Annotated in this window: 12 protein-coding genes and 1 pseudogene; 6 read left to right on the plus strand and 7 right to left on the minus strand. The window is 67.7% G+C overall.

The features are described 5' to 3' along the window. The first annotated feature begins 22 nt into the window (after window positions 1–22). Window positions 23–271, plus strand: a complete 249-nt coding sequence (locus IQ458_RS17420; protein WP_203323610.1) for a hypothetical protein — start codon at window positions 23–25, stop codon at window positions 269–271. Here the strand turns inward: IQ458_RS17420 and IQ458_RS17425 are convergent. Beyond that, window positions 261–581: a VOC family protein gene (locus tag IQ458_RS17425; RefSeq protein ID WP_328805221.1), complete on the minus strand. Its 321-nt coding sequence runs from the start codon at window positions 579–581 to the stop codon at window positions 261–263. The two genes, IQ458_RS17420 and IQ458_RS17425, sit on opposite strands and share 11 nt — an antisense overlap. A 314-nt stretch (window positions 582–895) precedes the next feature. Here IQ458_RS17425 and IQ458_RS17430 point away from each other — a divergent pair, with 314 nt between their 5' ends. After that, window positions 896–1,273, plus strand: coding sequence for a hypothetical protein (locus IQ458_RS17430; RefSeq protein ID WP_183639422.1), 378 nt, complete (start codon window positions 896–898; stop codon window positions 1,271–1,273). A 66-nt stretch (window positions 1,274–1,339) separates the two neighbouring features. On the opposite strand, the gene IQ458_RS17435 is transcribed toward IQ458_RS17430, so the two are convergent. Next, entirely contained in the window at window positions 1,340–1,690 is a 351-nt protein-coding gene (locus IQ458_RS17435; protein WP_183639421.1) for a hypothetical protein, read from the minus strand. Between the two features lie 162 nt (window positions 1,691–1,852). Here IQ458_RS17435 and IQ458_RS17440 point away from each other — a divergent pair, with 162 nt between their 5' ends. Next, window positions 1,853–2,665 carry a MipA/OmpV family protein gene (locus IQ458_RS17440; RefSeq protein ID WP_203323612.1) on the plus strand — a complete coding sequence of 271 codons (813 nt, stop codon included), beginning with the start codon at window positions 1,853–1,855 and terminating at the stop codon, window positions 2,663–2,665. An 83-nt stretch (window positions 2,666–2,748) separates the two neighbouring features. On the opposite strand, the gene IQ458_RS17445 is transcribed toward IQ458_RS17440, so the two are convergent. The 5 genes from IQ458_RS17445 to IQ458_RS17465 form a co-directional block, all read right to left on the minus strand. Beyond that, window positions 2,749–5,040 (minus strand): GH92 family glycosyl hydrolase, encoded by a 2,292-nt coding sequence (locus IQ458_RS17445; protein WP_425504715.1) that lies wholly within the window; start codon window positions 5,038–5,040, stop codon window positions 2,749–2,751. Window positions 5,041–5,143: 103 nt separating this feature from the next. Next, complete coding sequence (ada, locus tag IQ458_RS17450; protein WP_192199612.1) at window positions 5,144–6,229, minus strand: bifunctional DNA-binding transcriptional regulator/O6-methylguanine-DNA methyltransferase Ada; 1,086 nt, start codon at window positions 6,227–6,229, stop codon at window positions 5,144–5,146. A 619-nt stretch (window positions 6,230–6,848) separates the two neighbouring features. Continuing rightward, the gene (locus IQ458_RS17455) at window positions 6,849–7,406 is read right to left on the minus strand and encodes a flavin reductase family protein (RefSeq protein ID WP_203323614.1); all 558 of its coding nucleotides are present in this window, start codon (window positions 7,404–7,406) and stop codon (window positions 6,849–6,851) included. Window positions 7,407–7,531: 125 nt separating this feature from the next. Then, window positions 7,532–8,146, minus strand: coding sequence for a CPBP family glutamic-type intramembrane protease (locus tag IQ458_RS17460; protein WP_203323615.1), 615 nt, complete (start codon window positions 8,144–8,146; stop codon window positions 7,532–7,534). Between the two features lie 422 nt (window positions 8,147–8,568). Next, window positions 8,569–9,486 (minus strand): LysR substrate-binding domain-containing protein, encoded by a 918-nt coding sequence (locus IQ458_RS17465; protein ID WP_221188927.1) that lies wholly within the window; start codon window positions 9,484–9,486, stop codon window positions 8,569–8,571. Between the two features lie 104 nt (window positions 9,487–9,590). Here IQ458_RS17465 and IQ458_RS17470 point away from each other — a divergent pair, with 104 nt between their 5' ends. The 3 genes and pseudogenes from IQ458_RS17470 to IQ458_RS17480 all read left to right on the plus strand — a co-directional run. Then, entirely contained in the window at window positions 9,591–10,646 is a 1,056-nt protein-coding gene (locus tag IQ458_RS17470; RefSeq protein WP_203323616.1) for a YeiH family protein, read from the plus strand. A 113-nt stretch (window positions 10,647–10,759) separates the two neighbouring features. Continuing rightward, window positions 10,760–11,266: a hypothetical protein gene (locus tag IQ458_RS17475; protein WP_203323617.1), complete on the plus strand. Its 507-nt coding sequence runs from the start codon at window positions 10,760–10,762 to the stop codon at window positions 11,264–11,266. Window positions 11,267–11,276: 10 nt separating this feature from the next. Beyond that, a pseudogene (locus IQ458_RS17480) lies at window positions 11,277–12,573 on the plus strand (PAS domain-containing protein); the annotation flags it as partial.

A 12,573-nucleotide genomic window follows, 5' to 3' on the forward strand; every position in this document is an offset into this window, starting at 1 on the left:
CCGGTCGATGGATGGCGAAGCGATGAACGATGTGATCCTGCTCTACGGTACCAACGACTTCGAGCGCGAGCGCTGGGACGATCTGCCCGAGCTGGTCGAGCGTCGTGGTCTGGTGCTGTCGCGCAAGGCCGGACCGCGCACGCCGCTGCCGACCGACCATGAATGGGATCCGGTCTCGATCTACGCCTCCGACGATCTGACCGAGGAGGAGTTCCAGGAACTGTACGAGGCCAACCGCGCGCACGTCACCGAGCTGAACCTCAAGTACTGAATCCCGCGCCGGTCCACGCCCTGGGCTTGAGCTGGTGCAGCATGACCGAATCGCCTTCGCTGTCCTCGCACACCGCCATCCGGCAGACCGGACTGTGGATGATGTCGCTGCGGAACGGCACGCCGCGATCCTTCAGCTGCCGCATCAGGTCCTCCAGATCATCCACTTCGAACGCGATCGTGCCGCCCGCGGTCGCGCTGGGCCGGTCCTCGATGAAATGGGTCAGCGCCAGGCAACCGCCGCCCGGCAGATCGTGTTCCACCCAGTACTTGTCGCCCTGATTGCCGACCGAACCGGCACGCAGGCCCAGTGCGTTCTAGTAGACGTCGCGGGCACGCGGCGCGTCGCGGACGGGATACATGGTGAACGCCACGTTCTTCAGCACGGGAGGCTCCTGTCGATGTCGGTTGTCGATGATGGAAAGCCGTCGATGAACATGTGGAGTCCGACGCCACGATACGGGTACCGGGCTCATCCGCGAACAGCGTCACGCAAGGCGCGTGCATTTCCGACGAACGGTCTCGCCGGCGTCCGTTTTTTCGGCGTCGAATGCGTTGTTTCTGCTGATGCTGTCATGTTGGACGCGGATATTGGGGGTGTCCGCCGGAGAAAGGAGGCAGAAGGATGCTGTTGCAGGGACTCACCCCGGAAAGCAAGTGCGAAGTCATTGACGTCGAGGCCGAGCTGCAGCGGTGGCAGCATTGCGGCCCGATGGCCGGCCACCGCGATCGGGCGTTCAGGCGTTTCGAGCCGACGTTCCGTTTCGCCTACGATCTTTATCTGCAGTGGCATCGCGAACCGCTCGACGCATTGGCCGATCGCATCGAAGGCGCCTACGAACGCCAGTTGCCACCCTGCGACCGCCTGGATCGCGAGACCGTGATGACGATCGTGGCCGCGGTGTGGGAACGCATGGGAGGACGGCTCCAGGCCTGCCGTGTTCCCGCCACCGCGCGCCCGCGTTCCCGGCCGGAGACGCGCCAGCCACCGCCGCCGGTCTGAACGCGTCGGCAAGGGACGGCAAGAAAAAAGAAGGCCGGAAGAGAAGGAACGTCTCCTCCGCGCCTCCTATCGGGACAGCCAGCGCCAGGTTTCGTGGATCAACATGCGCGCCACCGGCCACGCCGCGGCGGGCGGGCTGGGCAGGCGGTCCCATTGCGCTTCCAGATCATCGTCGGTCGCCGGGTCGGTGCGTCCGGCGTGACTGGCATGCGTGGCCAGTCCAAGTGCGTACGCGCGACATGCGTCGTGCCAGTCCAGATCCGGATGCAGGCGTATCCGCCGCTGGAAGTCCTCGCGGCTGAAGGCTTCGAAATCCTCGGGAATGTCGGGCGGCTCGTCGAAGGCGAGGCAGGCGGCGACCTGCTGGCTCGCGCGCTCCAGGCTGGCGGGGCCGTACGGACTGCGGAGGTATTCCATGAGGGGACTCCGTCGGGTTTGCACCGATTGTCGATCCGGCTGGCATGACCGTTTCGTGAAAGGCCGGACGGATGAGCAGCATTCGTCTTAAAGCCCGATTAAAACGGGTGTGCCTATCGTGCGCCTCCCGCGTGCCCCCACGCCTTCCCCGCAGGAGTCTTCATGTCGTCCGTCCGCCCCCTGGTCTGCCTGGGTCTGCTTGTCTGCGCCGCCGCGCCCGTGTCCGCGCAGGTCGTGTCCGAATCCAATCGCGAAGCCGGACAGGCCTCGGCGTCACATTGGCGCATCGGCCTGGCGGTCGCCAGCCGCGAAGGCATCTACGCCGGCGAGGACGACCGGACGCTGGTGTTCCCCAACGTGTCGTACGAAGGCGAGCGCTTCTTCTGGCGTGGCGCGCAGGCCGGCTTGCACCTGTTCTCGCGCGGAGGCTTCGTGCTGGACGGCTATGTCGCCGGGCGCCTGGACGGCGTGGACGCCGATGACTTCGGCGTTACGGAACTGGCCGAGCGCGGTATCGACCGCCGCCTGCTGGAGGACCGCGACGATGCCGCGGACGTGGGCATGAGCGCGCGTTGGCGCGGTGCGGCCGGCGAACTGGAACTGGATGCGCGCGCCGACGTGACCAGCACCAGCGAAGGCCAGCAGGCCTCGATCACCTACCGCTATCCGTTCAAGGCCGGCGGCTGGCTACTCACGCCCGGCGTGGGCGTGCGCTGGCTGTCCTCGGATCTGGCCGACTACTACTACGGCACCCTCGACGAGGAAATCGCCCGCGGCGTGGTGCGCTACCGCCCGGGCAGCGTCACCGTGCCCAACGCCAGCCTGATTCTGATGCGTCCGTTCGCGGAAAAATGGCTGTTCATCGCCAGCGCCGAATACCGCCGGTTGCCATCGGCGCTTCGCGACAGTCCGCTGGTCGAACGCGACACGGATGGCGGCGCCACCGTGATGGTCGGTTTTTCACGCGGGTTCTGATTCCGTGGACATGGGCGCGGATTTCCGCGCCGGCAGGGAAGGGGACGCATATCGCGTCCCCTTCGCGTTTCCCGATGCCTCCTTCAGCGGCTCATCGAATAGGGACGCGCGTCGCGTCCCCATGCGCGGTTCGGCTCGGCCTGCATCGTGAAGCGCAACTCGCCGCCGGCCAGGATTTCGGCGTGCTCCAGATAGGCGCGGTCCAACGGCTTGCCGTTGAGGGTCGCGCCGCCGATGTAGGGATGCGCTTCGTCCAGGCCATCGGCGATCACGGTGAAGCGCTTGCCGTTGGGCAGGTTGAGGCTGGCGCGTGGCAGGAACGGCCGCCCGATGACGTACTGGTTGCTGGCCGGCGCGACCGGATAGAAACCCAGCGCGGTGAACACATACCACGCCGACATCTGGCCCAGATCGTCGTTGCCCGCCAGGCCGTCCGGACGCGGTGCGTACTGGCTGGCCATGATCGCGCCCAGCCGCGCCTGGGTGCGCCAGGGCTGGCCGGCGTGCGCGTACAGGTAGGCGACGTGATGGCTGGGTTCGTTGCCGTGCGCGTACCAGCCGATCAACCCGGTGATGTCTTCCATGTGGGCGAAGATCTTCGGATCCACCTTGGCCTCGAACACCTGGTCCAGCCGCGCCAGCAGCTTGTCCTCGCCGCCGTGTGCCCGCGCCAGTCCGGCCACGTCCTGCGGCACGTACCAGGAGTACTGCCACGCATTGCCTTCGGTGTAGTCGGTGCCGTAGCCGCTGGCGGATGGATCGAAGGGCTCGCGGAACGCGCCGTCGCGCTTGCGCGCGCGCATGAAACCGGTGCCGGGATCGAAGGCATGCTTCCAGTTGGCCGCACGGCGGCTGAAGTCGGCCGCGACGTCCTGGCGTCCCATCGCCTCGGCCACCTGCGCGATGGTCCAGTCGTCGAACGCGTATTCAAGGGTCTTGGAGGCGGCCTCGCCTTCCTCGTCGATCGGCACGTAGCCGAGTTCGCGGTATTGGGCGATGCCGTCGTAGGGTCCGTAGTTGGCGCTGGCGACCATCGCCTCCAGCGCCTCGTTGGCGTCGTAGCCGCGTATGCCCTTCATGTAGGCGTCGGCGATCACCGGCACGGCGTGGTAGCCGATCATGCACCACGTCTCCTGGCCGTGGAACGCCCATACCGGCAGCACGCCATAGGGGCTGTGCCGGCGCGCGGCCAACAGCGACTGCACGAAGTCGTTGGTGCGCTGCTCCGGCTGCACCAGGGTCAGCAACGGATGCAGCGCCCGGTAGGTATCCCACAGCGAGAAGGTCGAGTAGTGGGTGAAGCCCTTGGCCTGGTGCACCGCATTGTCCGGTCCGCGGTAGCTTCCGTCGCTGTCCATGAACAGGGTCGGCCCCAGCAGCGTGTGGTACAGCGCGGTGTAGAAGCTGCGCCGCTGCGGTTCCGGCGCGTCCACGTCGATCGCGCCCAACGCCTGCGTCCACTGCCGGCGCGCGTCGGCGCGCACGCCGTCGAAGTCCCAGCCTGGCATTTCGGCGTCGAGATTGGCGATGGCGTTGTCCTCGCTGACCGGGGAGATCGCGACCTTGACCAGCAACGGTTCCCGCGCATCGGCGAAATCGAACGCCGCCACGATCTGCCGGCCCTCGATTTGCGCGCGCTGGCGCGGATCCTTCTCGCCCGGCGGCGGGAAGCCCTTGTAGGCGACGTCCTGCTCGGTGTCGTGCAGTTGCCGGCCCTGGATGGGCCGCGAGAAGCGCAGCGCGAAATACAGTTGCCGCCCCGGCGCCCAGCCGCGGGTCTCGCGGAAGCCGGTGACGGTGCCGTCCGGGCGCAGGCGCAATCGCGACCACAGCACCTTGCCCGGATAGTCGTACAGGCTGGTGCGCAGGTCGATCAGCACGTGCGCGGGCTTGCCGTGCGGAAAGCTGTAGCGGTGCACGCCGACCCGCGCGGTGGCGGTGAGCTCGGCGCGCACGCCGTAGTCGTCGAGGGTGACCGCGTAGTAGCCGGGCTGCGCGGTTTCGTCGTCGTGGCGGAAGCGCGAGGTGTAGCCGCTGCCGGGCGGGTCGGGATTGCCGCGCTCCAGCTTCACCTCGCCGCTGATCGGCATCAGCAGGACGTCGCCGAGGTCCGAATGGCCGGTGCCGGAGAAGTGGGTGTGCGAGAAGCCGACGATGGTGCGATCGTCGTGGCGATAACCGGCGGCCCAGCCGTAGGCGTCCTTGCGTGGCTGGATGCGGGTATCGGGACTGAGCTGGACCATCCCGAACGGAACGGTGGCGCCGGGATAGGTATGGCCCTCGCCGCCGGTGCCGATGAACGGGTCGACGTCGGCGTAGGCGCGTTCGCCCGGATTGTCCGCCAGCAGCGGCACCGCCATCAGCCAGAGACACATCGCGCCTGCGGCGCGCTTCCACGTCTTGCGCATGCCCGTCCCAACGTCGTCATGGAGAGGCGGGGAACGTAGCACGCCGCGCCGGCAACGCACCGGTATCCGGTCACGCCGCGCCTTCGCGCCGCAACAGTTCGCGCTTGCGATCCACGCCCCAGCGGTAGCCCGACAGCGCACCGTCGCTGCGGACCACGCGGTGGCAGGGAATGGCCACCGCCAGGTGGTTGGCGCCGCAGGCCTGCGCCACCGCGCGCACCGCCCGCGGCATGCCGATGCGCTGGGCGATCTCGGCGTAGCTGGCGGTACTGCCGGGCGGAATCTGCCGCAGCGCCTGCCACACCCGTTCCTGGAAGGCGGTGCCGCGCACGTCCAGCGGCAGGTCCAGGCCGATGCCGGGCGCCTCGACGAAGCCGACCACCCGCGCGACCCAATCCTCGAAGCCCGCGTCGCCGCCGATCAGGTGCGCGCGCGGGAACTGATCCTGCAGGTCCCGCACCAGCGCTTCCGGATCCTCGCCCAGCAGGATCGCGCAGACCCCGCGCTCGCTGCGCGCGACCAGGATCGCGCCCAGCGAGCACTGGCCGATGGCGAAGCGGATGTCGGTATTGGCGCCGCCGGCGCGCCAGTCCTTCGGGCGCATGCCCAGGCGCTGGTTGGAGGTTTCGTAGAAGCGGCTGTTGGAACCGAAGCCGGCATCGAAGATCGCATCGGTGATGGTGGCGTCGCCTTCCAGCCCCTCGCGCATGCGGCGCGCGCGCTGCGCCTGCGCGTAGGCTTTCGGGGTCACGCCAGTGATGGCCTTGAACACGCGATGGAAGTGGTAGGGGCTCATCCCCGCGGTTTCGGCCAATTGCGCCAGCGAGGGCGGCTCGTCGGTGTTCTCCAATTGCCGGCAGGCATGCGCCACCCGTTCTGCGTGCTGGCGGGCCAGCGCCGCGCGATCGGCGGCGGCGCGACGGTTGGCGCGGTAGCCGGCGGCCTCGGCCGCTTCGGGAGTATCGAAGAACACCACGTTCTCCGGCCGCGGCAGGCGCGACGGGCTGCTGGGATGGCACCAGACGCCGGTGGTCTTCACCGCGTACACGAAGCGGCCATCGGCGGCCGGATCCCGTGCCCGCAGGGCGGCCCAGCGCGGGTCGTCCTGGATGGCGGTGGCGGCGGTACGCGGGCGGGAAGGGGAGGATGCGTTCATGGCGGAAAGGCTCGTCGTGGGGGACGACGCCATCTTGGTTCCCGCCAGCCTAGCCCACACTCCGCGCCTTGCGATCAAATTCGGGCATGGAGGGGGTATTCGTGCGTCGTCTGGCAGTCCGATCGTTTCGCCCCCACCCCAGCCCTCCCCCGCGGGCGGGGGAGGGGGCAGTGTCTGTGCGTTGTTCAGCAATTCGCAACGTTGGAATGTATCCTCGAGCCACGCACCGCCACCGCAAGTTGAAGACTCTCCCGAACCCGGAAACCGCCCCTTCCCCCGCTTGCGGGGGAAGGCTGGGATGGGGGGCGCTTTCAGCGGCGAAGCAGCAGTGACGTTTCGCACCCCAGCCCTCCCCCGCGGGCGGGGGAGGGGGCGGTGTCCGTGCGTTGTTCAGCAATTCGCAACGTTGGAATGTATCCGCGAGCTACGCACCGCCACCGCAAGTTGAAGACTCTCCCGAACCCGGAAACCGCCCCTTCCCCCGCTTGCGGGGGAAGGCTGGGATGGGGGCCGCCTTCTGCGGCGGAACCACGACGTGGCGAGACCCCGNCGCCTTCTGCGGCGGAACCACGACGTGGCGAGACCCCGCCCCACCCCAGCTCGCCCCCGTGAGCGGGGTTCACAAGTTTTCCGGGCGGAAGGCCCGTCGGCGGCTGATCGTGCGCCCGGAGATCATGAACTCGCCGTTGCCGCGGTAGTGCACGGTCTCGGGCAGGCGCGGGGAAATGGCGACATGCGCCGCTACCACTTCCCAGATGAACAGGTGATAGGCGTCGGTCTGGCGCTGCTCGTACAGCCGGCACTCGAAGTTCGCATGGCACTCGCGGATCAGCGGGGCGCCAACCTGGCTCGCGCGGCCGGCGGTGAGCCCGAAGCGTTCGAACTTGTCCACCTGCGCGCCGCTGCAGTTGCCGATGCCGACCACCGCGTCCAGCAGATGCGAGCCGGGCAGGTTGATCACGCATTCGCGGCTGCGCCGGACCAATCCGTAGGTATGGTTGCCGCGCCAGAGGTAACAGGCGAACAGCGCTGGCTCGAAGCCCATCATCATGTGCCAGCCCATCGTCATGATGTTGCGCTGGCCGCCGTGGGCCGAGCTCACCAGCACCACCGGACCGGGTTCGAGGAAACGGCGGATGTCGTCCAGCGGATAGGCGCGCTTGCGGGGAATCTTCATCGCGTATGCCAGTGGAAACTGCCGATGGATTGCAGCATGCCGCCGTGCAGACGCGATGAAGAGCGGGCTTAAGCACAGCGGCTTCACTCGCCCGGCAACCGCTCCAGGAACGCTTCCAGCGCCAATCAGCCGGACAGTCCCAAGCCGCCGGTCAAATACCACAGAAGAATCAGAATGTTGCAAATTCCATGGGCGATGGCTCGTTGAACGCTTGTCATGTTCAGCCGGAGCGCGCAGAAGCAAAGCAGAAGCGAGGCGAAACAACCCCACAGCATGGAATTCGCATGGAAGAGCCCGAATGCGGCGGAGGTCACGAGTGATGATGCGAACCGACCCACGAGACGCGACAGTCCGTCGAGCATCAACTGACGGACCACCTTCTTCTCGAACAGGGGAGCAGCGACCCCGGCGGTCAGGACGCCCAGGGCAATGTCCACAGCCGAAAAATCCGTCGCGGCCGGGAATTTCGTGTTGCCAAGGTTGGGCAAACCGACGGCGAGGATCCAGACGGCGCCCAAAAGGCTCCCGGTGAAAATACTGAAGAGCAGCGGCGTGATTCCCGATTGGTTCGCCAAGCGCTCGGGATAGCACTTCATCAGTACCAGAAACAGGGCAATCTGTTGAATCGCGTCCGCACCACGGATTTCGAACCGTGCTCCCAGCTCGGACAGGCCGCCGGCCAGCAGCGTGGCCAGCATGGCGACGCCGATTTCACCCAGCGCAAGCGATTTCTTGTTCATGGGGGGAGAAAGTCCGGGGTGCTTTCGCACCCCGGGAACCCGTTTTTATTTCTGGGACAACCGATAGAAGTGGAGGCGCATAACGACGCCCGGGAAGGTGAAGGGGCTGGCCGCGAGGAGGTTCCATGCCCCTCGCGCCGCGCTGCGCCAATCGCTGAGCGTTCCTTCGCATGACACACCGGAAGGAAAGCCCACCGAGAAATTCAGTTCGCCACCGCTTACCGCTGCAGTCTCGCTTGCCTGTAGTTCACGCATTGGGGACTTCTCCTTGACTCGATTTGGCTGGAGGATTCAGTCGTCCTCTTTTCGCGAACAACGGACAAGAAGCCAATAAGACACTTCCGAAAGCCAGGTTTCGGCGACATTCCTGCGTGGGAGAATGGAATCGCAGCGAACCGCGGCCGGACGATGCCGTGTTTGCCCTACGCGCCCGGCAATTGCTCCAGGAACGCTTCCAGCGCCGGCGAGCGACGCCGGTTGAGCAGTTCCAGCCGGTACAGCCGGCGGCTCAGCGCGGCCTGGCCGTCCAGCGACAACGTGCGGACGCGGCGCATCGCGATCAGATCCTCCACCACCACCGAGGGCAGGATGGCGACCCCGGCGCCGGCCGCCACCGCGCGGGCGATGGCCTCGTTGCTGCCGATCTCCACCTGGTGCTTCGGGGTGATGCCGTGCGCGTGCAGCAGCCGCTCGGCCACCCGCCGGGTGCCTGAGCCTTCCTCGCGCAGCAGCCAGGTCTGTTCGCTCAGGCTGGCGGCGGTCGCGAGCCGGCTGCCGCTGCCGGCCAGATCGTCGGGCGCGATCACCACCAGCGCCTCCTCGCGCCAGACCCGTCGATCGATGCGCGGGTCGTCGACCGGTCCCTCGACGAAGGCGGCATCCACCGTGCAGTCGATGATGGCCTGGGCGATCTGGGCGGTGTTGGCGACCATCACCCGGGTGCGGATGTCCGGATGCCGGCGCGCGTAGGCGGCCACGTGCACCGGCAGCCAGTAGCCGGCCACCGTGGTGCTGGCGCCGATGCGCAGTTCGCCCTTGCGCAGGCCGACCCGCTCGCGGACGTCCTCCAGCGCGATGCGCTCCATCGCGAAGATGCCGCGCGCGTGTTCGTACAGCACCTGGCCGCCCTCGGTGAGGCGGATGCCGCGCACGCCGCGGGCGCCGCCGGGGCCACGGTCGATCAGCGGCAGTTCGAGCTGGTGTTCCAGTTCGCGCACCGCCTTGGACACCGCCGACTGGGTGATGAACATCGTCTCGGCCGCGCGCGAGAAGCCCTGCTGCTCGACGACCGTGGCGAATACCCGCAGGAGGTGCAGATTAATTGAATGAGGAATATTCATGCATGAGGGAATTATATGCATTGGACTCATTCGATGGCCGGGACTATGGTGCCGTCCGTCGGCGGATTGTCCCGCCCGCATCTCCGTTTTTTCCGGGTTTTCCGATGTCCAGCCAGTCCATGTCTTCCGTATCGGTCCCGCCGCACCGCCAGTCCGGCTGGTGGCTGGGCCTTGCCCTGGCCGCGCTGCTCGCGGCCGCCGGCCTTTGGCTGGCGAGCCTGCCGACCGTGCAGGGCTGGGGCATCAGCGCGCTGACCGCCGCGATCCTGCTGGGCATCGTCGCCGGCAACACGGTGTTCCCGCGCATCGCCGCGCACACCGCGTCGGGCGTGGATTTCGCCAAGAGCACCCTGCTGCGGCTGGGCATCGTGCTGTACGGCTTCCGGGTGACCGTGCAGGACATCGCCCAGGTCGGCATGGCCGGGCTGGTGATCGACGTGATCGTGGTGGCCTCGGTGTTCCTGCTGGCGGTGTGGCTGGGCACGCGCCTGTTCAAGCTGGATCGCGAGACCTCGATGCTGATCGGCGCGGGCAGCGCGATCTGCGGCGCCGCGGCGGTGATGGCGGCCGAGCCGGTGGTCAAGGCGCAGCCGCACAAGGTGGCGGTCGCGGTGGCGACGGTGGTGGTGTTCGGCACCGTGGGGATGTTCCTGTATCCGGCGCTGTATCCGCACCTGGGCATCGATGCGCACGCCTATGGCGTCTACGCCGGATCGACCATCCATGAAGTCGCGCAGGTCGTGGTCGCCGGCAAGGCGATCAGTGAATCCGCTGCGTCGGTGGCGGTGATCGAGAAGATGATCCGGGTGATGCTGCTGGCGCCGTTCCTGCTGATCCTGTCCGCGCGCCTGGGCGCGGAAGCCGGCGCCGATGCCAACGGCGCGCGGCCGAAGCTAATGATTCCCTGGTTCGCGGTGATGTTCATCGTGGTCAGCCTGTTCAACTCGCTGCACCTGCTGCCGACCGCGTGGGTGGCGGTGATCGTGCAGCTGGATACCGTGCTGCTGGCGACCGCGATGGCCGCGCTGGGCCTGCGCACCCATGCCGGCGCCATCCGCCAGGCCGGGGTCAAGCCGCTGCTGCTGGCGCTGAGCCTGTTCGCGTTCCTGCTGCTGGGCGGCGGCGCGATCAACTGGCTGGTGATGCGGCTGTTCGGTTGAGTTTCGTCGTGGCGGCGGCGCGGAGGTAATAAAGATTCCGGTCGCGAAGCCGATAGGTGGGGTCTGGGACCAATGCCGGACGAACCATTGATGCCCTGGGGAGAGGGCCCGCAATGGAATCCACCGCCGCACCACCGCGAAGGATCGCACCCGCCTGGATAGGGCCGGGCCTGCTCGTGCTCTGGCTGGGCGCGATGGTGCCCGCGCTGGCCCGGCTCGAAACTGGCGCCGTGCGTGCCTCGCCGGTCTCCGAAGCCGATGCCCTGCTCACCGCGCTGCGCGGACAGGTGGACCTCGAACGCCATCACGGTGCCGCGGTGGTCTTCCACTTGCCCGTGGCGTGCACCTGCGACGACCGCGAAGACACCCGCCAGGTGCGGGACGCGCTGCGCGCGCGGGGCATCCGCTGGGTTGAACTGGCCGGCGTCGCCAGCACGGATCTGCCCCATTCCCTGATCGCCCTGGATGCCGAGGGCCGGCTGCGCTACGCCGGCCCGATGCGTCCGGATGGACTGTGCGCCGGCACCGCGACCTCGCCGTTGGCGACCCGCTACCTGTCTTTCCACCGCGAAGACGCGCCGCGCGCGCTCGTCAGCGGATCCCGTTGCCCGTGCAGATAAGGAGAATCGCATGTCCGCCCAACCGCATTCACTTCGAAACGATGGCGGCCTCGTTGGTCGCGAACGCTACGCCTACCTTGAGGAACTGGCGGCCGATGCCGACCGCATCTTCCTGTGGTTGGTGGCCACCTTGGGTGTCGCCACGCTGCTGCTGGCGCTGCGCAATGGCCAGTGGATGCCGGTTTTCGCGGTCGCGCTGCCGAGCGTCGCGGTCGCCGCGTTGCAGGCCTGCCTGTTTCCGGGCACGCGGCTGAGCCGGGTTACCCTGGCGCTGGTGCTGATGGTGCTGTCCGCGGTGCTGATCCACCAGTCCGGCGGCATGGTCGAGGCGCACTTCGGCGTGATCCTGATGATCGCGCTGCTGCTGTACTACCGCGACTGGGTGCCGATCGTGGTCGCGGCCGCGGCCATCGCCGTGCATCACGTGGCGTTCTTCTTCATGCAGCAGGCCGGCTGGCCGGTGCCGGTGTTCCCGGCGGGCAGCGGCTTTGGCATCGTGCTGCTGCACGCGGCCTACGTGGTGGTGGAAACCGTGCTGCTGGTGATCATGGCCGTGCAGTTGCGGCGCCAGTTGCTGTGGCTGGGCTACGGGCCGCGCCGGCTGACGACGCTCGCGCGCGAGGTGGCGGCGGACAAACCCGTGCCGGAGGAAATCGCCCGGATGGACTTCCCGCCGGCGTCGCTGGCGACCGCGCTGGTGTCGATGAGCGGCCAGCTGCAACAGCGCCTGCATCACGAGCGCACGGCCGGGCAGGAGAACCTGCGCATCCGCACCGCGCTGGACGGGGTGACCACCCACGTGATGATCGCCGACGCCGATCGCAACATCGTCTACGCCAACCGGCCGCTGCTGGCGATGCTGTCGCAGGTGGAGGAACAGATCCGCCGCGATGTGCCGCGTTTCGACGTAGCCACCCTGATCGGCAGCAGCATCGACATCTTCCACAAGCATCCGGAGCACCAGTCACGCCTGCTCGCGGAACTGCGCGGCACCCACCAGGCCCAGATCCGGGTGGGCGGGCGGGTCATGCGCTTGATCATCAATCCGGTGGTGGACGACGCCGGCCGGCGCCTCGGCTTCGTGGTCGAGTGGTCCGACCGTACCGCCGAGGTGGAAGTCGAGGAGGAAATGACCCGCATCGTGCAGGCCGCCGCATCCGGCGACATGAGCGGACGCATCGACACCGCCGGCAAGCAGGGGTTCTTCCTGACCCTGTCCGAACGCATCAACGGGTTGCTGGACGCGAACGCGCTGGTTCTGGATCGGGTGTCCACGCTGCTGTCCGCGCTCTCGCAGGGCGACCTGA

The sequence above is a fragment of the Pseudoxanthomonas beigongshangi genome (genome assembly GCF_016820515.1).
In the GTDB taxonomy this organism is placed as follows: Bacteria; Pseudomonadota; Gammaproteobacteria; order Xanthomonadales; family Xanthomonadaceae; genus Pseudoxanthomonas_A; species Pseudoxanthomonas_A beigongshangi.

Excerpts from the sequence above, each read along its gene's own strand:
- IQ458_RS17420 (WP_203323610.1), top strand. The coding sequence starts at position 23 with ATGAACGATGTGATCCTGCTCTACGGTACCAACGACTTCGAGCGCGAG.
- IQ458_RS17430 (WP_183639422.1), top strand. The coding sequence starts at position 896 with ATGCTGTTGCAGGGACTCACCCCGGAAAGCAAGTGCGAAGTCATTGAC.
- IQ458_RS17435 (WP_183639421.1), bottom strand. The coding sequence starts at position 1,690 with ATGGAATACCTCCGCAGTCCGTACGGCCCCGCCAGCCTGGAGCGCGCG.
- IQ458_RS17440 (WP_203323612.1), top strand. The coding sequence starts at position 1,853 with ATGTCGTCCGTCCGCCCCCTGGTCTGCCTGGGTCTGCTTGTCTGCGCC.
- IQ458_RS17445 (WP_425504715.1), bottom strand. The coding sequence starts at position 5,040 with ATGTGTCTCTGGCTGATGGCGGTGCCGCTGCTGGCGGACAATCCGGGC.
- ada (WP_192199612.1), bottom strand. The coding sequence starts at position 6,229 with ATGAACGCATCCTCCCCTTCCCGCCCGCGTACCGCCGCCACCGCCATC.
- IQ458_RS17455 (WP_203323614.1), bottom strand. The coding sequence starts at position 7,406 with ATGAAGATTCCCCGCAAGCGCGCCTATCCGCTGGACGACATCCGCCGT.
- IQ458_RS17460 (WP_203323615.1), bottom strand. The coding sequence starts at position 8,146 with ATGAACAAGAAATCGCTTGCGCTGGGTGAAATCGGCGTCGCCATGCTG.
- IQ458_RS17465 (WP_221188927.1), bottom strand. The coding sequence starts at position 9,486 with ATGAATATTCCTCATTCAATTAATCTGCACCTCCTGCGGGTATTCGCC.
- IQ458_RS17470 (WP_203323616.1), top strand. The coding sequence starts at position 9,591 with ATGTCCAGCCAGTCCATGTCTTCCGTATCGGTCCCGCCGCACCGCCAG.
- IQ458_RS17475 (WP_203323617.1), top strand. The coding sequence starts at position 10,760 with ATGGAATCCACCGCCGCACCACCGCGAAGGATCGCACCCGCCTGGATA.